The sequence below is a fragment of the Intrasporangium sp. Soil_C_50 genome, from assembly GCF_057656595.1.
This window is the reverse complement of the sequence record NZ_JBDGKB010000005.1, coordinates 214,052-232,919: the sequence shown is the minus strand read 5'-3', so window position 1 is coordinate 232,919 and position 18,868 is coordinate 214,052. Positions and strand designations below refer to the sequence as shown.

Sequence of the window (18,868 nt, the reverse complement as noted above, 5' to 3'; positions counted from 1 at the left end):
CGACGGGGGAGCAACCTCGTGGGATCCGTCCGGGACGTCGCCCCGGGTCCCACCAGCGGGCTCGGCCCGCCCCCTCGGAGGTCGTCGTGACAGCAGGAGCAGCAGGAGCAGCAGGTGCGGCGGGCGGGTCGGGAGGCCGTCCCGTCGTCTTCGTCCACGGTCTGTGGCTCCATGCGTCGAGCTGGGGTCCGTGGGTCGAGCTGTTCCGCGAGAAGGGCTACGAGCCGGTCGCGCCCGGCTGGCCGCACGAGCCCGACACCGTGGACGGCGCCCGGTCGGACCCCGAGGCCGTCGCGGGCATCGGCATCGACGACGTGACGAACCACGTCGGCGCGGTCGTCGACGCGCTGCCGACGCCGCCGGTGATCGTCGGGCACTCCTTCGGCGGCCTCATCGCCGAAAAGCTCCTCGGCATGGGCAAGGGCGCCGCGGCGGTCGCCATCGACCCGGCGCAGATGAAAGGCGTCCTGCCGCTGCCGCTCGCGCAGCTGCGCGCCGGGCTGCCGGCCCTCGGCAACCCCGCCAACCGGTCCAAGGCTGTGTCGCTGACCGCGAAGGAGTTCCGGTTCGGGTTCGGCAACGCGGTGAGCGAGGAGGAGTCGAACCGGCTCTACGCCGCGTGGACCATCCCGTCGCCGGCCAAACCGCTCTTCCAGGCGGCCGCGGCCAACTTCTCGCTGCACTCCGAGGCGGCCGTCGACACCGGGAACTCGGAACGCGGCCCCCTCCTGCTCGTCTCGGGGCTCGAGGACCACACCGTCCCGGACGTCGTCAGCCGTTCGACCTTCAAGCAGTACCGGACGTCGACGGCGGTCACGGAGCTCAAGCAGTTCGAGGGACGCGGTCACTCGCTGACCATCGACAGCGGGTGGCGCGAGGTGGCTGACGCCGTTCTCGCCTGGCTCGCGGACCAGGGGCTCTGAGCCGTGGACCTCGGGATGGCCGGGCAGGTCGCCGTCGTCACGGGGGCGAGCAAGGGCATCGGTCTCGCGGTGACGAGGGCGCTGCTCGCCGAGGGCGTGGCCGTCGTGGCCGGCGCGCGCGACGCGTCGGCCGAGCTCGACGCGCTCCAGGCGTCGGGCGAGGTCGACTTCGTCGCCGTCGACCTCGGCGAGCCCGACGGGGCGGCCCGCCTCGTCGACGCCGCCGCCGGACGCGGGCGGCTCGACGTGCTCGTCAACAACGTCGGCGCCGTGACCCCACGGCTCGACGGGTTCGCCGCCGTCACCGACGACCAGTGGCTCCGCTCGTACACGCTCAACCTCATGGCGGCCGTGCGCACGACGCGGGCGGCGCTGCCGATGATGCTGGCGCAGGGGCGCGGGTCGGTCGTGGCCACGTGCTCGGTCAACGCCGTGCTCGCCGACCCGGGCGTCATCGACTACAGCGCGGCCAAGGCGGCGCTGCGCAGCTTCTGCAAGTCGCTGTCGAAAGAGCTGGGGCCCAACGGGATCCGCGTCAACACCGTGAGTCCGGGTCCGGTCGCCACCGACCTGTGGCTCGGTACCGGCGGCGTGGCCGACACCGTCGCCGGCCGGCAGGGTGCCGACCCCTCGGCCGTGGCCGCCGCCGCGGCCGCCGACTCCGTCACCGGACGCTTCACCAGGCCCGAGGAGGTCGCCGCGCTCATCGCGTTCCTCGCCAGCGACGTCGCGGGCAACATCACCGGCGCCGACGTCGTCATCGACGGCGGCCTCGTCACGACCACGTGACCCGGCAACCCACACCTGCACGACCCGAGGAGGTCCCATGTCCACACCGTCCGTCGCTCGGCGCACCCTCCGCCCGTTCCGGGCGCTCGCCCCGCTCGCCGCGCTCGCCGCGCTCGTCCTGGCCCTCGTCGCGGCCGTCCTCGCGAGCGCGCCCGCGACAGCCGCGCCGTCCGCCGCCCCGCCCGGCGGTCCCCGCCCGACCGTCGTGCTCGTCCACGGCGCCTTCTCCGGACCGTCCGCGTGGGACACGGTCGCAGCGGCGCTCGCCAAGGACGGCTACGCCACCGCCGCGGTGCGGCTGCCGCTGACGGGCCTGTCCGACGACGTCGCGGCCGTGACGACGACGCTCGACGCGATCCCCGGCCCGAAGGTGCTCGTCGGCCACTCCTACGGCGGCTTCGTCGTGTCGAACGCGGCCACCGGACGCACCGACGTGCGGGCGCTCGTCTACACCGCTGCGTTCGTGCCCGACGCCGGCGAGACCATCGTCGGGATCGGCGACGGGTACGCGCCGGCCGCGTTCCTCGCGCCCGGCCACCTCGTCGTCGACGCCACGGGCAGGGCCGTCATCGCCTCGGCGTTCTTCCGCGACGACTTCGCCCAGGACCTCAACCGGAAGCTCGCCGCGACGCTCGACGCCGCACAGCAGCCGACGAGCCTCGGCATCCTCTTCACGCCCTCGGGTCCGGCAGCGTGGCGCTCGATCCCGTCCTGGTACGCCGTCTCCGGTGCGGACCGCGTCATCGACCCGGCGCTCCAGCGGTTCATGGCCTCCCGGGCGGGCGCCACGACGGTGACCTTCGACGAGGCGAGCCACGCCGGCGGCTTCACCCACTACGCCGCCCGCTTCGTCAAGCTCGTCGAGCAGGCGGCGCAGTCGTCCTGACCGGACCGTGCCGGCGGGTCAGAGGTTCTTGGCCTCGGGGATGATCCGCTCGCCGAAGACCTCGAGCCAGTCGGTGCGCGACCCGTCGCCGGCCATGGTGTGCACGTGCGTCACGCCGAGGGCGGCGAGGTCGCGGAGGTGCCTGAGCGTGGCGTCGACCTTCGCCGGGTCGGGGTCGACGCGCGTCATGACGGTCTTCTCGATGGCGTCGTAGTCGCGGCCGAGGGTCTCGCAGTGCCCGCGGAGGACGTCGAGCTTGTGGGCGAGGTCGGGGGAGTCGAAGAGGTTGCAGGCCTGGGCGTACTGGGCCACCATCCGCAGCGTCTTCTTCTCCCCGCCGCCACCGATGAGGATCGGGGGGTGGGGGCGCTGCACCGACTGGGGCGAGTTGAGCGTGCTGCCGAGGCGGTAGTGCTTCCCGTCGAAGGGCGCGTCGCTGTCGCTCCACATCTGCAGGCAGATCTGCAGCGTCTCCTCGAGCCGCTCGAAGCGCTCGGCGGTCGAGGGGAACGGCAGGCCGAGGCCGACGCACTCCTCCTCGTTCCACGCCGCGCCGATGCCGAGCCAGGCCCGACCCTTCGAGAGCACGTCGAGCGTCGTGACCTCCTTGGCGAGCAGCCCCGGCTCGCGGTACACGGCGGCCGTGACCCAGGCGAGCAGCTCGACGCGCTCGGTGACCCCGGCGAGGAAGCCCAGGGCCGTGTAGGCCTCGAGCATCTCGTGCTCCTTGGGCCCGACGCCGCGGATCTGCCACACGTGGTCCATGACCGACAGCTTGGTGAAGCCGACGTCCTCGGCGGTGCGGGCCGTGCGCACGAGGTCGTCGACGAAGGTGGCGGAGCCGCCGCTCCACGTGAAGTTGGCGAGGTGCAGTCCGAGGTCCATGTCTCGCACACTACGTCGGACGCCTCCGAGTGCGCCATCAGCGAACTCCCAGAGTTGCTACTTCGAGTGCGCTCGAACCTCGTTGTGGCACAAGGGGTTCAGCGCTGGATGAGGGCGGCGGCCTCTCGGGCGACGACGTCCGGCACCTCCAGGGGGATGCCGTGCCCGATCCCCTCCAGGGCCACCTCCCTCGTCGTGCCGCCGTTCGCGGCGTAGGCGTCGAGGACCGCGCGCATCTGGGCGACCATGGGCTGCGAGGGCAGCACGTCGGCGCCCGGCCATCCCGGCACGGCCCCGAGCGACCCCAGCGTCGCGAGGTCGAACAGTGACGCGTCCGAGACGATCTGGTCGACGCCGCCGTGCAGCCACGTGATCGGCGGCTTCGGGTCGAGGTCGACCAGGCCGGACGCGTCGAAGTACGTCGGCGCCATGGCGTTGAGGACGCCGCGCGTGCCGGGTGCGGCACCGGGCCAGTTCTCCGAGGACGTCGCGTCGCCCGGGTAGAAGTCGTCGCCGGTCCGGGTCAGGAGCAGCTCGTCGGTGAGGAAGTCCTCGTCGACGTTCGCGGCGTTGGCGCCGGGGCCGTAGAAGGTGCGCATGACGACGCGCGGCGAGCTCTGCGGCTCCGCGTCCGACGCGTCCTTCTCGGCGAGGCGGCGGACGAAGTCCGGGTTCGCTGCTCCCGCACCGGTGCTCGCGGCGTCGGGGAACGCCGGAGTGCCCCACGCGTCGACCGTGCCGCCGAAGCCGTACGGCGACAACGGCGCGACGAGAACGACGCTGCCGAGGTCGCCCCGGTGGGTCACCAGGTACTGCTCGAGCACTCCCGCGCCCATCGACCAGCCGACCGCGGTGACCCGCGAGCCGCCTGTCAGGTCGAGTGCCTCGAGGAGCGATCGGACGTCGTCGACCATGTCGCCGAGCCCGCGGGTGGCGTCGACCGGCAGCGGCTCGGTGCGCCCGAAGCCGCGCAGGTCGGGGGCGATGACGCGGACGTCGGCCGGCAGCTGCTCGGCGACGTACCGCCAGAACCCGCCGGTCGAGAGGTTGCCGTGCACGAGGAGCACCGGCGCACCGTCCTCCGGGCCGCTCGTCCACACGTTCGTGGCGAGGCGGTCCGTCTCGACGACGGAACACGTGAACGACGCTGACGGGGTGCTGCTCGGGCTGTCCATGCGGGGCCTCCTTGTCCGGTGGCCCAGTCGTACCAGCCGGCGTGGTGGTCGGGCAGTGTGGCGCGATGCCATCGATCCGGGGCCGGGTGTGTCGCCCCGCGCCGCCGACGGGTCGATTCGTGACGATCCGCACGAACGCCCGAGCCGGTGACCTACGATCTGCGTCGTGTGCGTTCCGAGGGGAACGTCCCCGTCGGAGGTCACACCACCCATGCCACGCTCCCCGATGCGCACGTCCGTGCGCGCCGCGCTCGCCTCGCTCGTCGTCCTGCTCGTTCCTGCACTGCCTGCCACACCGACGGCCACGGCGCTCGGTGCGGAGACCGACGCCGTCGTGACGCTCGTCAGCCCGGAGTCGGGGTCCACCGTCGGCGGTGCCTTCACCGCCCGGTTCCAGGTCGACCTGGGTGACCAGGAGCAGACGGAGGTCAGCGCCGGCTGGGGCAGGAGCGTCGGCACCCGGTCCGTGACCCGGGAGACCTGCCCGACCGGGTGCACCGTCGACATCGTCGTGGAGCCGGGGCGCGACTTCGAGCGGCCGGTGAGCGGGGACAGCTCTCCGTTCTTCGCGGGTTTCACCACCCCGAGCGGCTACCGTGCCATCGGCGCCCTGCTGGACTACCGGCTGCCCGCCCTCGAGCACACCCTGACCCGCCAGACGACGTCGACGCCGAACACCGCCGGCTACAGCACGGCCGTGGCCGACACCACGGTCACGTACGTGGCCGCACCGGTGCGCACCCCGCTCCTGCCCGACGGCGGGACCCCGCTGCCCGGCGAGACCGTGGAGGCCCGCCTGGTCCGCGGCTCGGCCGGGGCCCCCGACCTCGGGGCCGAGCTCGAGCGCCGGCTGGTCGAGTGGGTCGCGACGCCGGCCGGCTACCGGGCCACGATGACCTTCGACCTCTCCGGGTACCCCGAGGGCAGCTACTTCGTCGTCACCCGGGGGCGGAGCGCGGACGGGTGGTATGTGAGGCCCCCCTGGGACGCGGGCGAGATCGTGGTGCGGCACGCGCCGCCCCTGACGCTGGAGGACCTCTCGCAGCCCGACCTCGTCGGAACGGGTCGCACGATGTACGTCTCCCTCCGCGGCCCGCTCGCGCGGTCGGTCGGTTACGTCGAGGTGTCCGTCGACGGCGTCGTGACGAACCCCGGCGACGCCAACCAGTTCTGGCCGGCGTCGCTGACCTCTGCGTCCGAGTCGGCCCAGCGGCTCGTCGGTCTCGGCGCCTTCGGCGTCGGGCGCCACGTCGTCTCGGCCCGGATGCTCGAGTCGACGACGCGGCCCAACCAGGTCGGCGTGCCCGTCACGACGACCTACGACGTCGTGACGCTCGGGATCCGGGTGGTCGCCCCGCCCGCGTTCGTCGGTCGTGCGTCGCAGGTGACGGCCACTGCGGACGCGCCCGCCGGCCACGTCATCGAGTCGCTGAGCGGACAGCTGACCGACCCGTCGGGCTGGGCCCCCAGCGGCAGCTGGTGCGCCCCGTGCGGCGTCCAGCACGGCACCGGGCGCACGTCGTTCACGCCGCGGGCGGCCGGAACCGCGAGCTACGTCGTGTGGGCGGACGCCGGGGACGGCTACGCGCAGTCCGCGTCGGGTTCCTTCCCGGTCTACGCCAACCGCCGGGTGGCCTCCTTCGCTGCGCCGGCCACGCGGTACGGCTCGACGCAGAAGGTCACGGTCCGCCTGGCCGACGACCGGGGAGCCGGGGTGACGTCCTTGCCCGTCGGGGTCCCGGTGACCCTGCAGCTGCGCAAGGCCGGCACCACGACCTGGGTCACCGTCGCCTCGGCCAGGACGACGACCGGTGGGGTGGCGACGCTGGCCTACACGAGCCGGGCCAACGGCCAGCTCCGGCTGTCGTATGCGACGCCGGCTCCGGGCGTCGGCTGGCTGTCGAGTGTCGTCCCGGCCACCTCGACGGCGGCCGTCACGGTGACGAGCGCGCCGACGTACACCTACCGCAACCGCTCCGTGGTGGTGAAGGCGTCGACCTACCCGTACCAGGCGGGCGCGACGGTCTCGCTCCAGACCCGGCTCCGGGGCACGTCCACGTGGCGCACCGTCAGGACGGTCGCGGCTCCCGCCGGGGGCACGTCACAGCTGACGACGGCTTTCGGGACGCGTGGGACGTGTGAGGTCCGGGTCCTGCGCAGCGCCACGAGCCTCAACGGGGCAGGGGTCTCGGCGGTCCGGGTCATCGCCGTCCGCTGACGCGGTCGGTGATGTCGATGCCGTGACGCGTCAGTCCTCGTCGGGGGTCGGGAAGCCGGCCGTCACCGGGGGCTGGGCCGACCACGGGAAGACGATCCACTGGTCGGTGACCCGCCACACGTAGTCGGGGGTGACCTCCGAGCGCGGCTTGCCGTAGAGCACCGCGCTGCGGGCCTCGGCACCGTGCTGGTGCAGCAGGTCCATGACGAGGGCCAGGGTGCGGCCGGAGTCGGCGACGTCGTCGACGACGAGGATCCGCCGGCCCTTGAGGCTCGCGGTGTCGAGGTGCGGGGCGAGCAGGACCGGGTCGGGGAGCGTCTCGTCGACGTCGGTGTAGAACTCGACGTTGATGGCGTCGGTCAGCTTGAGGCCGAGGGCGTAGGCGAGGCCGCCACCGGGCAGGAGGCCACCGCGGGCGACGGCGACGAGGATCTCCGGGCGGAAGCTCGAGGACGCGACGAGCTCACCGAGCTCGCGGCAGGCCTGGCCGAAGCCCTCCCACGTCAGCACCTCCTTGTCGGCGAGCGTGGAGGAGTCTGCGTGGTAGGCGAGCGTCATGAGACCCAGCCTAGCGAGGTCGTGTGACCGAGTTGTTACCTGCTGGTCTCGTCCCGTGGACGGTGGGGGAGACTTGGCCGGGTGAACCCCTCACCCCGCCGGCCCGGTCCGTCGCGTCGCTCGCAGGTGGCGCCCTTCGAGGTCATGGACGTGCTCGACCGCGTGGCCGTGCTGCGGGCTCGGGGCCGCGACGTCGTCTCGCTCTGTGCGGGGGAGCCCTCGGGCGGCGCCCCGACGCTCGTGTCCGAGGCGGCCGCGCGGATCCACGCGTCCGGGCGCGCGCTGACCTACACCTCGGCCCTCGGCACCCACGAGCTGCGGGCTGAGATCGCCGCGCACTACGGCCGCTGGTACGGCCTCGACGTCGACCCGGCACGGGTCGCGGTGACGACCGGCTCGTCGGGCGGGTTCGTCCTGTCCTTCCTCGCCGCGTTCGAGGCCGGCGACCGCGTCGCACTTGCCCGCCCCGGCTACCCGGCCTACCGCAACATCCTGCGGGCCCTCGGCTGCGAGGTCGTCGAGATCGACTGTGGCCCGGGCACCCGCTACCAGCCGACGCCCGAGCTCCTCGACGCCGCCCAGGAGCAGGGGGCGCTCGCCGGGCTCGTGCTCGCCTCGCCCGCCAACCCGACCGGCACGATGGTCGACCGGGCCGAGCTCGCGGCGGTCACCACGTGGTGCGCCGCGAACGGGGTGCGCCTGGTCAGCGACGAGATCTACCACGGCGTCACCTACCCCGAGCCGGGCACGCAGGATCCGCGCGGGGTGTGCGCGTGGGAGACGGACGACTCGGCGGTCGTCGTGTCGTCGTTCAGCAAGTACTGGGGCATGACCGGATGGCGCCTCGGCTGGCTGCTCCTGCCCGCCGACCTCGCCCGACCCGTCGACGCGCTCGCCGGGAACGTCGCCCTCTGCCCTCCGGCGCCGGCCCAGTACGCGGCGGTCTCCGCGTTCGCCGAGGAGTCCTACGCCGAGTGCGACGAGGCCGTCGCCGAGTTCGCGCGGACGCGGAAGCTGTTGCTGGACAACGCAGCCCGTCTCGGCTGGGGAGAGTCCGCGCCCCCGGACGGCGCCTTCTACTACTGGGCCGATCTCGGTCCCCAGCTCGAGCGGTGGGGTGGTTCGCGGGCCTATGCGTCCACCCTCCTCGAGGAGGCCGGTGTCGCCATCACGCCCGGCGTCGACTTCGACGACCGTGCCGGCGAGCGCTCGGTCCGGCTCAGCTTCGCCGCGGGCAGCACCGCCGTCGGCGAGGCGATCGACCGCATCGCCGACTTCCACACCCGCTGAGGGTCTACCGTCCGGGAATGGGCTGGTTCTCGGACGTGGTCGGGGCGGTTCGCACCCGCGTGGGCCTCGACGGGCCCGGCGCCCCTCCGCTCGAGCCCGTGCCGCCCGGGCAGCTCGCGACCGTGGATGCTCTCGTGGCCCGGATGCGCGAGATCGACGCGGGCCTGCCCACCGGCGACGGCGTGCGCGCCTTCAGCGACATGTACCTGCGCGTGACCGAGCTCGTCCGCGACCGCATCGGCGAGGGCTGGTTCCGCGACGCCGCCACGATGACGCGTCTCGACCTCGTCTTCGCCGGGCTGTGGCTCGAGGCGGTCGCCTCCCCCACGCCGACCGACGCCTGGGCGCCGCTCTTCGAGTCCCGCTCTCGCACGGACGTGCTCGCGATCCAGTTCGCCGTGGCCGGCATGAACGCCCACATCAACCACGACCTGCCGATCGCCGTCGTGCGCACGTGCCGCCAGCTCGGCCTGCGCCCCGACAGCCCCGGCGTCGAGGAGGACTACCAGCGCGTCACCGCGCTGCTCGCCGAGGTGCAGGACGACGTGCGGCGCTCCTTCCTCGACGGGCCGGCCCTCGAGGTCGACCGCCGCGTGGCGGGGCCCGTCGCCGACCTCGTCGGCGCGTGGAGCATCGGCCGGGCCCGCGACGCCGCATGGACGAACGCCGGGGTGCTCTGGTCGCTGGAGGGTGTCGAGCCGCTGCGGACCGACTACCTCGCGACCCTCTCGCGCACCGTCGGCCTCGCGAGCCGCCAGCTGCTGACGCCGATCGCCGGGACCGCCTGAGCCCGCTCACCCCGGCCCAGCCAGCCGGTTCGCCGTGTATCAGGCGGCCCGGTTCGCCCTCTTTGTCCCTGGACGGTGCGATATCCCAGGGGATCTCGCGCCACCGCGGCCGCGACGACGTGGCCGCCCGAGATCTCCCAGGGGGAGTCCACGAAAGGAACGACAGATGGCCGAGTCCAGGTCCACCTCCGCGCAGGGCGCCAAGCGTCGCCCCGGCACCGACGTCGCCGCCTCGCAGCAGGACGCGGCTGCCGAGGGCGCCGCGCTCGCCACGCGCACGGCGTCCGACATCGCGACCAAGGCGCTCGCCGCCGACCGCGGCACCAGCCGCGAGCCGTCGACGAACTTCACGAGCGAGCTGAACAACATCGACTTCCGCAAGATGATCGGTGGCCCGCTCCAGGCGGCCGTCGACGCGCAGGTCGCCTCGTCGCTCGCGACGATCGACTTCATCAACAAGGTCGGGTTCTCGGGCGAGGCGGACAGCCGCGAGCTCGTCATGGTCGACTTCACGCACACCCGCAAGGACGTCGACTCCGAGGGGACAGAGGTGTCCAAGGACGTGCACCTGCGGGTGCCGCTCCTCGCGATGCTGCCGATCCCGTCGCTTCGCATCGAGCAGGTCGTCATCGACTTCAACGTCAAGCTCAACTCCGTCGAGAGCTCCAGCACGTCCGACGCCCTCGGCGTCAACGCCGAGGTCAAGGCGGGCTGGGGCCCGGTCAGCTTCAAGGTGTCCGCGTCCTACCAGCGCAAGACGGCGACCAACGTCGAGGTCAAGAAGGAGTACGCCCTCAACGTCAACGTCAAGGCTGTCCAGGACGAGATGCCTGCCGGCCTCGAGAAGGTCCTCGGGATGCTCGCGGCCTGACCGCGGGATCCCTTGCACGACAGAGCGACACGCGCGCTGAAAGCCGAGACGAAGCGACAGGAGGGGTCCCGTGGCCGAGGTCACGCTGGGCGACTACACCGGGTACATCCTGCTCGAGATGATCCGGGCCCGAGAGATGGCCGACCACTACTCGAGGGTGGTGGCCGAGAGGTACGCGGCCGACGAGGTGATGCGTCACTTCGCGGTTCCCCGGTTCAAGGTGCCGAAGATGGACCTGACGATCCCCGTGCTCATCTCGGGCGCGCGGTTCACCCAGACGCTCCGCTTCGACATGACGCTCGAGGACTTCGTCGCGGCGATGCAGCAGCGTGCCGCAGAGGCCCGGGCGCGGCTGGTCAGCCCGCCGCTCCCGGGCTTCCCCGGCAGGGTGGGGCCGGTGATGCCGGGCAAGCTCGACATCCCGATCCTGCTGCCGCCGAAGCCGATTCCCGTCGACCGCGATGTCGTGGAAGACGGCGAGCGGGGACTCGGTGACGTCAAGGCGCTCGCCGTCGAGTTCCACCAGCAGCTCGTCGCCAACGCCGACCCGTTGCGCCCCGACACGATCGTCGCCGTGATGTGGAGCAGGATCTTCTGGACCGCGATCGACGCCGAGGCGCCGTCACCTGCGGCGACACCGGCCGGCACAGCCGCCACCGACCCGCGCGAGCAGCTGCTGGCACAGACCGGCGACGAGGTGCTCGAGCTGGTCCGCTCGCGCACCGTCATCGACAAGACACAGATCGACAACCTCCTCATCAACCCCGAGACGAATGTCGTCAAGAACGGCAGCAGCGACTCGAGCGTGTTCACCGTCTCGGCCGAGCTGCTCGAGGAGGCGTTCTACCTGCGCTCGGTCACCGACGCGTCGGGCGCCACCTCGACGATCGTGGAGTTCGAGTGAGATGCAACCGTTCCTGCACGACCGGGTGAACCGGTTCGAGACCCTGCTCGAGTCGTCGACGACCGCGATGCGCGCCTATATCGGCAACGACCTGGGTTACGCCGACGTCGTCGGCGAGCACCTCGGCGGCGCCGCCGACGCCTACCGCGTCATGAGCAGCCCCGATGCCGAGAACGCCCTGCGCGCGCTGGGCGCCGAGCTCGCCGCCGCGCGCCGGGGCGTCGACGCGGCGTCGGCCTCCCGCGTCGAGACCCGGCGGCGGGAGTTCGAGCGTTCGGTGGCCCTGCGCTGCCTGCTCGCGGCCGGCGAGCGCCTGCGCGACGACCTCGGCGCGGCCCAGCGCTCGCTGGCCGAGGCGCGCGAGCAGCTGGCGCCGGTCGTCGTCTTCGCCCTCGACCACGGCCTCATGCCGGCCGGTTTCGGCGCGCCGACCCAGGACGAGCTGGAGAAGCTGTGGCAGGCGATCCTGCAGCGGCCCGAGAGCCGCGGCACCGCGCAGATGCTGGCGATGCGCCTGTCGCAGCACGACCTCGTCCTGCTGCTCGCCGACCTCCTCGTCAGTGCCGGCGTCCGCGCCTGAGCGGGGACCTGATCAGGCCACGGCGGGTGCCACGGCCTGGCGCGGCTCGACCGACGGGTCCGTCGACGGTCCCATCGACGGCTCCACAGGCGACTCGACCACGGCCTCCACCGGCGTCCGACGCATGACCGCGCGGAGTCGCCAGGCGGCGTACACCGCGACGAGGCTCAGGCCCAGGTGCAGCGCGAGGAAGCCGCCCGCCAGGCCCAGCCCGAGGAGCGCGCCCGCGACGAGCGGCCCGAGGGCCGAGAACGTCGTCTGGATCGCCGTGAAGGTGCCGAGCGTCGTGCCGACGAGACCGGCAGGGGCCAGGCTCGCGGTGAGCGGGTTGAGCACCGGCGCGTACATCGTCTCGCCGACGGCGAAGATGCCGAACGTCGTGACGAACAGGGCCGAGGCGACCTCGGGCCCGACGAGCTGGGCGCTGGAGAGCACGACCCACGACAACGTCCAGATGCCGCCGACGACCATGAGCAGCGAACCCGCCGCGCGCTTGGCCGTCAGCCGCACGACGACGACCTGCAGCGCGACGATGACCAGGCAGTTGACCGCGGCCGCGAGGCCGATCGTCGACTCGCGGACGTCGAGGACGGTGAGGGCGTAGGCGGGCAGGCCCGACTCGAACTGGGCGTAGAAGCCGAGCGCGAGGGCCACGGTGACGACCGCGACCCAGCGCAGCGCGGGTACCGCGAAGACGCGTCGTAGCGCCTCGAGGGTGCTGACGCGCGCCTCCGCCTCGGCGGGGGCGACGTCGGCGTCGACCTCGCTCGGGGCGCCGATGCCGGCGACGCGGATGATGACCGCCGACAGCGCGAACCCGACGCCGGCGGCGACGAACGCGAGCGTCATGCCGTCGGTGCGGTGCAGGTCGACGAGCTGGCCGGCGACGAACGCGCCGACCGCCATGCCGATGGCCTCGGCCGTGAACTTGTAGGCGAAGACCTTGCGGCGGTCGGCGTGCCCGGCCCAGCGCAGCACGAGGACCGACGCGGCCGGCGTCGAGGCGGTCAGGCCGAAGCCGAAGACGAACATGCCGACGAGGAAGGAGGGCGCGGTGTCGGCCCACACGAGGCTGCCGACGCCGACGGCCGCGAGCAGCTTGGCGAGAACGGCGACGAGGACCGGGTCGAAGCGGTCGCTGAGGCGGCCGGCGAACGGCGCGGCGACGAGCGCGCCGACGGAGAAGAGGGTGCTGGCCAGCGCCGCCGCGAGCGGTCCCCAGCCACGGGTGTTCGCCGCGTACGCGTACTGGTAGGGCAGCACCGTGCCCCAACCGAGCATGCCGACGGAGGAGGCGAGGACGAGCAGGCGAGTACGCATGGGTTTCACACCCTTTCCGGGGGTCGAGGGATCGAGGGCGGGCTGCAGTGCCCGAGGGGTCCGGCGGTCGCGGACGCACGAGGGCGTACAACGCGACTTCGGTCTCGAATATTTCGAACTAGAAGTTCGACGTCGAAACTCTAGCACCAGCCCGGGGGGATGGAACAATGCCTTTCCATGGCGACACGACGACGCAGGAACGCGGCCCAGGAGCACGCGGCCGACGTCGCCCTCTACACGGCCGCCGGCGGTGAGGAGTCGGTGCAGCGCGTCATCACCGGCGTCTACGCCGTGACGAGGAAGCTCGACCAGTGGTACGTGCGCCAGTTCGCCGACCTCGACCTCACCCAGGGCGAGTGGGCCGTGCTCGCCGGCCTGGCCCGCGCCGGCGACGCCTGCCTGACGCCGAGCCAGCTGGCCGACCTCGCCAACGTGGCCCCCTCCTCGATGACCCACCGCCTCGACAAGATGGAGACGCGCGGCCTCGTCCAGCGCCGTCCCGACGAGTCGAACCGCACCCGCACCCTCGTGTCGCTGACCACCGACGGCTGGACCCTCTTCCGCGCGGCCGTGCGCGAGTCGAACGTCGTCGAGAGCGACACCCTCCAGCGGCTCAGCGAGACCGAGCGCCACGAGCTCGGCCGGCTGCTCGAGATCGTCATCGAGGGCCTCGACGACGACGAGTAGCAGGTGGGCGACGAGTAGCGTCGGACCATGAGTCAGATCGCCCTCGTCACCGGCACGTCGTCCGGGATGGGCCTGCACACCGCCGTCGAGCTGGCCCGCCGCGGCCTCACCGTCGTCGCCACGATGCGCGACACGAGTCGCCGGGGGGCGCTCGACACCGCTGCCAGCGAGGCGGGGGTGACCCTCGACGTCCGCCCGCTCGACGTCACCGACCACGACGCCGCCCGCCGGTGCGTCGAGGAGGTCATCGCCGACCACGGCTCGCTCGACGTCCTGCTCAACAACGCCGGGCGCGGCGCGGTCGGCACCGCCGAGCAGCTGAGCCTCGACGACGTCCGCGCCCAGCTCGAGGTCAACTACCTCGCGCCCGTCGCCCTGACGAAGCTCGTCCTGCCCCACCTGCGCGAGCGGGGCTCGGGGCGCATCCTCACGGTGACGAGCGTCGGGGGTGCCGTGGGCCAGCCCTTCGCCGACGCGTACTGCGGCGCCAAGTTCGCCGTCGAGGGCTTCATGCAGTCGCTCGCCCCGGTGGCGCTCGCCCACGGCATCCGGGTGTCGGTTGTCGAGCCGGCCGCCGTCGCCAGCGACTTCGTGTCGAACGTGGCCCGCCCCGAGGTCGCCGACGACGCGTACGCGCCGCAGCTGCGCGCCTACCTCGCCCGCACCGAGGGCGCGTTCGCCGCGGCCCAGTCCTCGGTCGACGCCTCGAGCGCGATCGCCGACGCGGCCCTGTCGGAGGAGTACCGCTTCCGGTGGCAGACCTCGGCCGGGGCCTCGGCCTTCGTCGGCGCCTCGCTCGCCGACCTCGACGGGTCGCGGGTGCTCGGGGTCACCCGCGGGTGGATCGAGGCGGCGCCCGCCTGACACCGGGCCGGTAACTAGGCTCGGGGCCGTGAGCTACCGCAGGCCCGTCCCGACCATCGGCGACCGCACGTCGGCCGCCGAGCGCGCCCAGGCGCCCGACGCGTGGGCCCTGCGTGACGACCTCGCCTCGCTCGAGCGCGTCGTCGGGGCACGCCGCGACATCCGGCGGTTCCGGCCCGACCCCGTGCCCGAGGACGTGCTCGAGGCGGTCCTGCTCGCCGGCCACCGCGGCCCGAGCGTCGGCCACAGCCAGCCGTGGCGGTTCCTCGTCGTCACCGAGCCGGCCACCCGCGACACCGCCGCCCTCATGGCCGACCGGGCCCGCCTGCGCCAGGCGTCCGGAATGTCCGAGGAGTCCGCCCGAGGGCTGCTCGACCTGCGGCTCGAGGGCATCCGCGAGGCGCCCGTCGGCGTCGTCGTCGCCTGCGACCGCCGCACGCCCGCCGCCGGCGTCCTCGGCCGGGCCACCTTCCCCGACGCCGACCTGTGGTCGTGCGCGGCGGCCATCGAGAACATGTGGCTGACGGCGCGGGCCCACGGTCTCGGGCTCGGCTGGGTCACCCTCTTCGAGCCGGCCGAGCTCGCGGCCCTGCTCGGGCTGCCCGACGGCGTCGAGACCCTCGGTTGGCTCTGCCTCGGCTGGCCCGACGAGCGCCCACCCGAGCCCGGCCTCGAGCGCGCCGGGTGGTCGCGGCGGCTGCCGCTCGAGCAGGTCGTCATGCGCGAGCGCTGGACCGAGACCGACGCGCCGGTGTCGCACCTGCGAGCGCCGGGTCAGGCCGAGGTCGTTGGCGCGCGCGACCGGGCCGACGACCTGCTCACCGCACCCGGCTCGCTCGGCGCCCTCGACTCCGTCCTCGACCGCGTCGAGGCGCTGCCCGCGCCGCGCGGCTGGACCGGGCGCGGCACGCTCGTCGTCGCCGCGTCCGACCACGCCGTCACCGCGCACGGCATCAGCGCCTTCGACGCGTCCGTCACCGCCGACGTCGCCGACGCGACGCGTGCCGGCACCTCGATGGGTGCCGTGGCCGCGCGCTCCGCCGGGCTCGACGTCCTGCTCGTCGATGCCGGGATCGGTTGCGCCAGAGGTGATCTCGTCGACTCCGACGCGCTGGATGCCGACACCTTCGAGCACCTCGTCGCGCTCGGCCACGAGCACGGCGAACGCCTGGCCGCGTCCGGCCCGGTGGCACTCGGCGAGATCGGCGTGGGCAACACGACCGTCGCGGCGGCGCTCGCCGCAGCCCTGCTGCGGCTGCCGGCGTCCGACGTCGTGGGACGCGGCTCCTCGGCCGACACCGCGATGGTCGAGCGCAAGCGCGACGTCGTCGAACGGGCGCTGGCCCGCGTCGTCCCCGCGGACGGCCCCCTCGACGCGTCGGAGGTGCTCCGGCGCCTGGGCGGGGGAGAGATCGCCGTACTCCACGGCGTCGTCCTCGGCGTCTGCGCGTCCGGCGGGGTCGTCGTGCTCGACGGGCTCGCCACCTCTGTCGCCGCGCTGGCGGCCGCCCGGGTCGAGCCGGCCGTGGCCGCGCACCTCGTCGCCGGCCAGCGCTCGCGTGAGAAAGCCCATGCTGCCGTGCTCCGCGAGCTCGGCCTCGAGCCCCTCCTCGACCTCCGGATCCGTGCGGGTGAGGGCGTCGGAGCGGTCCTCGCGACGGGCCTGCTGCACACCGGGCTCGACCTGCGCCGAGGGGTCGCTCGCACCTTGGCGGTTTGAGTCCGACGTGGTGCGCGCCCTACTTTGGGTGGCTGTCCGTCCACCGACCGCCCCGTGACCCGGGGCCGGGAGATCACGCATGACAACCCAGATCCAGGACCGCCCGCCCACCCCGGCCGGCGCCGCAGACCCCGACGACCGGGCCTTCCTCGGCCACCCGAAGGGCCTCTCGACGCTCTTCTTCGTCGAGCTGTGGGAGCGCTTCTCGTACTACGGGATGCGGGCCATCCTCCTCTACTTCCTCACCGACACCCTGGCCAACGGCGGCCTCGGCATCGGCGAGAACACCGGCACCGCCGTCGTCGCCGTCTACGGCGCCTCGGTCTACCTGCTGTCGGTCATCGGCGGGTTCGCCGCCGACCGCCTCATCGGCGCCCGACGCTCGACCCTCTACGGCGGCATCGTCATCATGGCCGGCCACCTGTGCCTCGCGATCCCCGCGGCCGGCTCGGCCTGGCTCGGCATCGCGCTCGTCGCCCTCGGCACGGGCCTGCTCAAGCCGAACGTGTCCGCGATGGTCGGCTCGCTCTACCGCGCGCAGGACCCGCGCCGCGACGCCGGCTTCTCGATCTTCTACATGTCGATCAACATCGGCTCGTTCTTCTCGCCGCTCGTCGTCGGCTTCCTCCGCGACCACTACGGCTACCACGCCGGCTTCGCGGCCGCCGCGGTCGGCATGGCCATCGCCATCGTCTGGTTCGTCCTCGGCCGCAAGGCGCTGAGGGGCGCCGGCGACGACGTGCCGAACCCGCTCTCGGCGCGGGAGCGCCCGAAGGTCGTCGGCCTCGCCGTCGGCTCGGTCGTCCTCTTCGTCGCGCTGCTGCTGCTCGCCGGCCTCTGGCGCGACACGGTCCTCGACCAGGTCATCGACGCCATCTCGATCCTCGCGATCGCGGTGCCGATCGGCTACTTCACGATGATGTTCCGCAGCCCGAAGGTGCGGCCCCAGGAGAAGCGGCACGTGCTCGCCTACCTGCCCCTGTGGGTCGGCGCGATGCTCTTCTGGATGATCTTCGAGCAGGCCGCCGGCAAGATGGCGCTCTTTGCCGAGAAGAACACCGTCACGCAGGTCGGCGGCGTCACGGTCAACCCCGAGTGGTTCCAGTCGATCAACCCGCTCGCCATCATCCTGCTCGCGCCGATCTTCGGCTGGATCTGGACGCGTCGGGCGGGCAAGTTCCCCTCGACGCCGTTCAAGATGGCGCTCGGCGTGGGCCTCATCGGCCTGTCGGCGCTCGCCATGGCGTGGGCCTTCGCGACCTACCAGCACAACACCGCGCCGGTGTACGTGCTGACCGCGATCTTCGTGCTGCAGACCGTCGCCGAGCTGTGCCTGTCGCCGGTCGGGCTGTCGGCCACGACGCGTCTCGCGCCGAAGGCGTTCACGAGCCAGTCGATGGCGCTGTGGTTCCTCGCCGTCGCGGCGGGCCAGGCGCTGGCCGCCCAGCTCATCAAGGCCATGGACGGCCTGCCCGACTCGCAGTACTACGTCGTCAACGGCGTCATGACGCTCGCCTTCACGGCCGTGCTCATGGCCCTCGTGCCGTGGATCCGTCGCCGCATGGCGACGGCGGAGGTCGGCGGCCACGAGTGAGCCTCGATCGCTGACCCGCGGCCGTCGCACGCCACCGGTGCGGCGGCCGTCGGGCCGCCCGCACGAGCCGCAGCCAGATCCAGCCCCAGGAGGATGCATGATCTACTCCCTCGGAGACCGGACCCCGACCGTCCACGAGACGGCGTGGATCGCCTCGAGCGCCGAGGTGCTCGGCGCCGTCGAGCTCCACGAGGGCTCGAGCGTCTGGTACACCGCGGTGCTCCGCGCCGACTTCGAGCCGATCGTCCTCGGTGAGCGCAGCAACCTGCAGGACGGCGTCGTCGTGCACACGGACGCCCAGCACCCGACGACGATCGGGGCGGGCGTCTCCGTCGGCCATCGGGCTGTGCTGCACGGCTGCACGATCGAGGACGACTGCCTCGTCGGCATGGGTGCCGTCGTGCTCAACGGCGCACGGATCGGGGCCGGCAGCCTCGTCGCCGCCGGCGCCGTCGTGCCGGAGGGCATGGTCGTGCCGCCGCGCTCGCTCGTGGCCGGAGTGCCCGGGAAGGTGCGCCGCGAGATCGACGAGGCGGGCGTGCTGCGGATCAAGGCCAACGCCGAGGTCTACGTCGGCCTCGCCGAGCTGCACCGTTCGGCCCGCGTCATCGGCTGATGCCCCCTCGCCCCCGCCCAACGCCTCCCCCACCCCCTTCTGCGTCGAGTGAGCAGGGAACCTCAGGCGTCACGTGACGGGTGTGGCGGGTGTGGCCAGGTACTCACTCGATGGTGCTCACTCGATGGTGGGTGGGGTGGTCCCACCGCGTCGAGTGAGCAGGGAACCTCAGGCGTCACGTGACGGGTGTGGCGGGCGTG

The 18,868-nt window shown here is 73.0% G+C and carries 18 protein-coding genes; 14 read left to right on the top strand and 4 right to left on the bottom strand.

Annotation, left to right across the window (positions count from 1 at the left end; all coding sequences use genetic code 11):
- The first annotated feature begins 86 nt into the window (after window positions 1–86).
- The 3 genes from AC3A5R_RS14170 to AC3A5R_RS14160 are packed head-to-tail and all read left to right on the top strand — an operon-like array spanning window position 87 to window position 2,598.
- Window positions 87–923, top strand: coding sequence for an alpha/beta hydrolase (locus AC3A5R_RS14170; RefSeq protein ID WP_487621407.1), 837 nt, complete (start codon window positions 87–89; stop codon window positions 921–923).
- A 3-nt stretch (window positions 924–926) separates the two neighbouring features.
- Entirely contained in the window at window positions 927–1,712 is a 786-nt protein-coding gene (locus tag AC3A5R_RS14165; protein ID WP_487621406.1) for an SDR family NAD(P)-dependent oxidoreductase, read from the top strand.
- Window positions 1,713–1,749: 37 nt separating this feature from the next.
- Window positions 1,750–2,598 (top strand): alpha/beta fold hydrolase, encoded by an 849-nt coding sequence (locus AC3A5R_RS14160; protein WP_487621405.1) that lies wholly within the window; start codon window positions 1,750–1,752, stop codon window positions 2,596–2,598.
- Between the two features lie 18 nt (window positions 2,599–2,616).
- Here the strand turns inward: AC3A5R_RS14160 and AC3A5R_RS14155 are convergent, their stop codons facing one another.
- Together AC3A5R_RS14155 and AC3A5R_RS14150 are read right to left on the bottom strand one after the other, a co-directional pair.
- Window positions 2,617–3,483 (bottom strand): LLM class F420-dependent oxidoreductase, encoded by an 867-nt coding sequence (locus AC3A5R_RS14155; protein ID WP_487621404.1) that lies wholly within the window; start codon window positions 3,481–3,483, stop codon window positions 2,617–2,619.
- Between the two features lie 98 nt (window positions 3,484–3,581).
- Entirely contained in the window at window positions 3,582–4,658 is a 1,077-nt protein-coding gene (locus AC3A5R_RS14150; protein ID WP_487621403.1) for an alpha/beta hydrolase, read from the bottom strand.
- A gap of 226 nt (window positions 4,659–4,884) precedes the next feature.
- Here AC3A5R_RS14150 and AC3A5R_RS14145 point away from each other — a divergent pair, with 226 nt between their 5' ends.
- Window positions 4,885–6,876 carry a hypothetical protein gene (locus AC3A5R_RS14145; RefSeq protein ID WP_487621402.1) on the top strand — a complete coding sequence of 664 codons (1,992 nt, stop codon included), beginning with the start codon at window positions 4,885–4,887 and terminating at the stop codon, window positions 6,874–6,876.
- A gap of 30 nt (window positions 6,877–6,906) precedes the next feature.
- Here the strand turns inward: AC3A5R_RS14145 and AC3A5R_RS14140 are convergent, their stop codons facing one another.
- Window positions 6,907–7,434 (bottom strand): phosphoribosyltransferase, encoded by a 528-nt coding sequence (locus tag AC3A5R_RS14140; protein WP_487621401.1) that lies wholly within the window; start codon window positions 7,432–7,434, stop codon window positions 6,907–6,909.
- Window positions 7,435–7,578: 144 nt separating this feature from the next.
- On the opposite strand from AC3A5R_RS14140, the gene AC3A5R_RS14135 reads away from it, so the two are divergent.
- The 5 genes from AC3A5R_RS14135 to AC3A5R_RS14115 all read left to right on the top strand — a co-directional run bounded on the left by AC3A5R_RS14135 (window position 7,579) and on the right by AC3A5R_RS14115 (window position 11,867).
- Window positions 7,579–8,724 (top strand): aminotransferase class I/II-fold pyridoxal phosphate-dependent enzyme, encoded by a 1,146-nt coding sequence (locus AC3A5R_RS14135; protein ID WP_487621425.1) that lies wholly within the window; start codon window positions 7,579–7,581, stop codon window positions 8,722–8,724.
- Between the two features lie 17 nt (window positions 8,725–8,741).
- Complete coding sequence (locus tag AC3A5R_RS14130; RefSeq protein WP_487621400.1) at window positions 8,742–9,512, top strand: DUF5995 family protein; 771 nt, start codon at window positions 8,742–8,744, stop codon at window positions 9,510–9,512.
- 166 nt (window positions 9,513–9,678) lie between these two features.
- A complete protein-coding gene (locus AC3A5R_RS14125) occupies window positions 9,679–10,383 on the top strand; it encodes a DUF2589 domain-containing protein (RefSeq protein ID WP_487621399.1) in 705 nt (234 codons plus the stop codon).
- A 70-nt stretch (window positions 10,384–10,453) separates the two neighbouring features.
- Window positions 10,454–11,287 carry a hypothetical protein gene (locus AC3A5R_RS14120; protein ID WP_487621398.1) on the top strand — a complete coding sequence of 278 codons (834 nt, stop codon included), beginning with the start codon at window positions 10,454–10,456 and terminating at the stop codon, window positions 11,285–11,287.
- A 1-nt stretch (window position 11,288) separates the two neighbouring features.
- Window positions 11,289–11,867: a hypothetical protein gene (locus tag AC3A5R_RS14115; RefSeq protein ID WP_487621397.1), complete on the top strand. Its 579-nt coding sequence runs from the start codon at window positions 11,289–11,291 to the stop codon at window positions 11,865–11,867.
- A 12-nt stretch (window positions 11,868–11,879) separates the two neighbouring features.
- On the opposite strand, the gene AC3A5R_RS14110 is transcribed toward AC3A5R_RS14115, so the two are convergent.
- Window positions 11,880–13,187 carry an MFS transporter gene (locus tag AC3A5R_RS14110; RefSeq protein WP_487621396.1) on the bottom strand — a complete coding sequence of 436 codons (1,308 nt, stop codon included), beginning with the start codon at window positions 13,185–13,187 and terminating at the stop codon, window positions 11,880–11,882.
- A 177-nt stretch (window positions 13,188–13,364) separates the two neighbouring features.
- Here AC3A5R_RS14110 and AC3A5R_RS14105 point away from each other — a divergent pair, with 177 nt between their 5' ends.
- From AC3A5R_RS14105 to AC3A5R_RS14085, 5 genes are all read left to right on the top strand, one after another.
- Window positions 13,365–13,874 (top strand): MarR family winged helix-turn-helix transcriptional regulator, encoded by a 510-nt coding sequence (locus AC3A5R_RS14105; protein ID WP_487621395.1) that lies wholly within the window; start codon window positions 13,365–13,367, stop codon window positions 13,872–13,874.
- A 27-nt stretch (window positions 13,875–13,901) separates the two neighbouring features.
- The gene (locus AC3A5R_RS14100; RefSeq protein WP_487621394.1) at window positions 13,902–14,738 is read left to right on the top strand and encodes an SDR family NAD(P)-dependent oxidoreductase; all 837 of its coding nucleotides are present in this window, start codon (window positions 13,902–13,904) and stop codon (window positions 14,736–14,738) included.
- Window positions 14,739–14,766: 28 nt separating this feature from the next.
- Entirely contained in the window at window positions 14,767–16,458 is a 1,692-nt protein-coding gene (bluB, locus tag AC3A5R_RS14095; protein WP_487621393.1) for a 5,6-dimethylbenzimidazole synthase, read from the top strand.
- A 79-nt stretch (window positions 16,459–16,537) separates the two neighbouring features.
- The gene (locus tag AC3A5R_RS14090) at window positions 16,538–18,052 is read left to right on the top strand and encodes a peptide MFS transporter (RefSeq protein WP_487621392.1); all 1,515 of its coding nucleotides are present in this window, start codon (window positions 16,538–16,540) and stop codon (window positions 18,050–18,052) included.
- 97 nt (window positions 18,053–18,149) lie between these two features.
- On the top strand, window positions 18,150–18,668 hold the full coding sequence (locus AC3A5R_RS14085; protein ID WP_487621391.1) for a gamma carbonic anhydrase family protein: 519 nt from the start codon (window positions 18,150–18,152) through the stop codon (window positions 18,666–18,668).
- Window positions 18,669–18,868: the final 200 nt, after the last annotated feature.

Coding starts and splice junctions, on each gene's coding strand:
- AC3A5R_RS14140 (WP_487621401.1), bottom strand. CDS start 7,434: ATGACGCTCGCCTACCACGCAGACTCCTCCACGCTCGCCGACAAGGAG.
- AC3A5R_RS14085 (WP_487621391.1), top strand. CDS start 18,150: ATGATCTACTCCCTCGGAGACCGGACCCCGACCGTCCACGAGACGGCG.
- AC3A5R_RS14105 (WP_487621395.1), top strand. CDS start 13,365: ATGGCGACACGACGACGCAGGAACGCGGCCCAGGAGCACGCGGCCGAC.
- AC3A5R_RS14135 (WP_487621425.1), top strand. CDS start 7,579: ATGGACGTGCTCGACCGCGTGGCCGTGCTGCGGGCTCGGGGCCGCGAC.
- AC3A5R_RS14100 (WP_487621394.1), top strand. CDS start 13,902: ATGAGTCAGATCGCCCTCGTCACCGGCACGTCGTCCGGGATGGGCCTG.
- AC3A5R_RS14090 (WP_487621392.1), top strand. CDS start 16,538: ATGACAACCCAGATCCAGGACCGCCCGCCCACCCCGGCCGGCGCCGCA.
- AC3A5R_RS14110 (WP_487621396.1), bottom strand. CDS start 13,187: ATGCGTACTCGCCTGCTCGTCCTCGCCTCCTCCGTCGGCATGCTCGGT.
- AC3A5R_RS14155 (WP_487621404.1), bottom strand. CDS start 3,483: ATGGACCTCGGACTGCACCTCGCCAACTTCACGTGGAGCGGCGGCTCC.
- AC3A5R_RS14115 (WP_487621397.1), top strand. CDS start 11,289: ATGCAACCGTTCCTGCACGACCGGGTGAACCGGTTCGAGACCCTGCTC.
- AC3A5R_RS14150 (WP_487621403.1), bottom strand. CDS start 4,658: ATGGACAGCCCGAGCAGCACCCCGTCAGCGTCGTTCACGTGTTCCGTC.
- AC3A5R_RS14125 (WP_487621399.1), top strand. CDS start 9,679: ATGGCCGAGTCCAGGTCCACCTCCGCGCAGGGCGCCAAGCGTCGCCCC.
- AC3A5R_RS14145 (WP_487621402.1), top strand. CDS start 4,885: ATGCGCACGTCCGTGCGCGCCGCGCTCGCCTCGCTCGTCGTCCTGCTC.
- AC3A5R_RS14130 (WP_487621400.1), top strand. CDS start 8,742: ATGGGCTGGTTCTCGGACGTGGTCGGGGCGGTTCGCACCCGCGTGGGC.
- AC3A5R_RS14160 (WP_487621405.1), top strand. CDS start 1,750: ATGTCCACACCGTCCGTCGCTCGGCGCACCCTCCGCCCGTTCCGGGCG.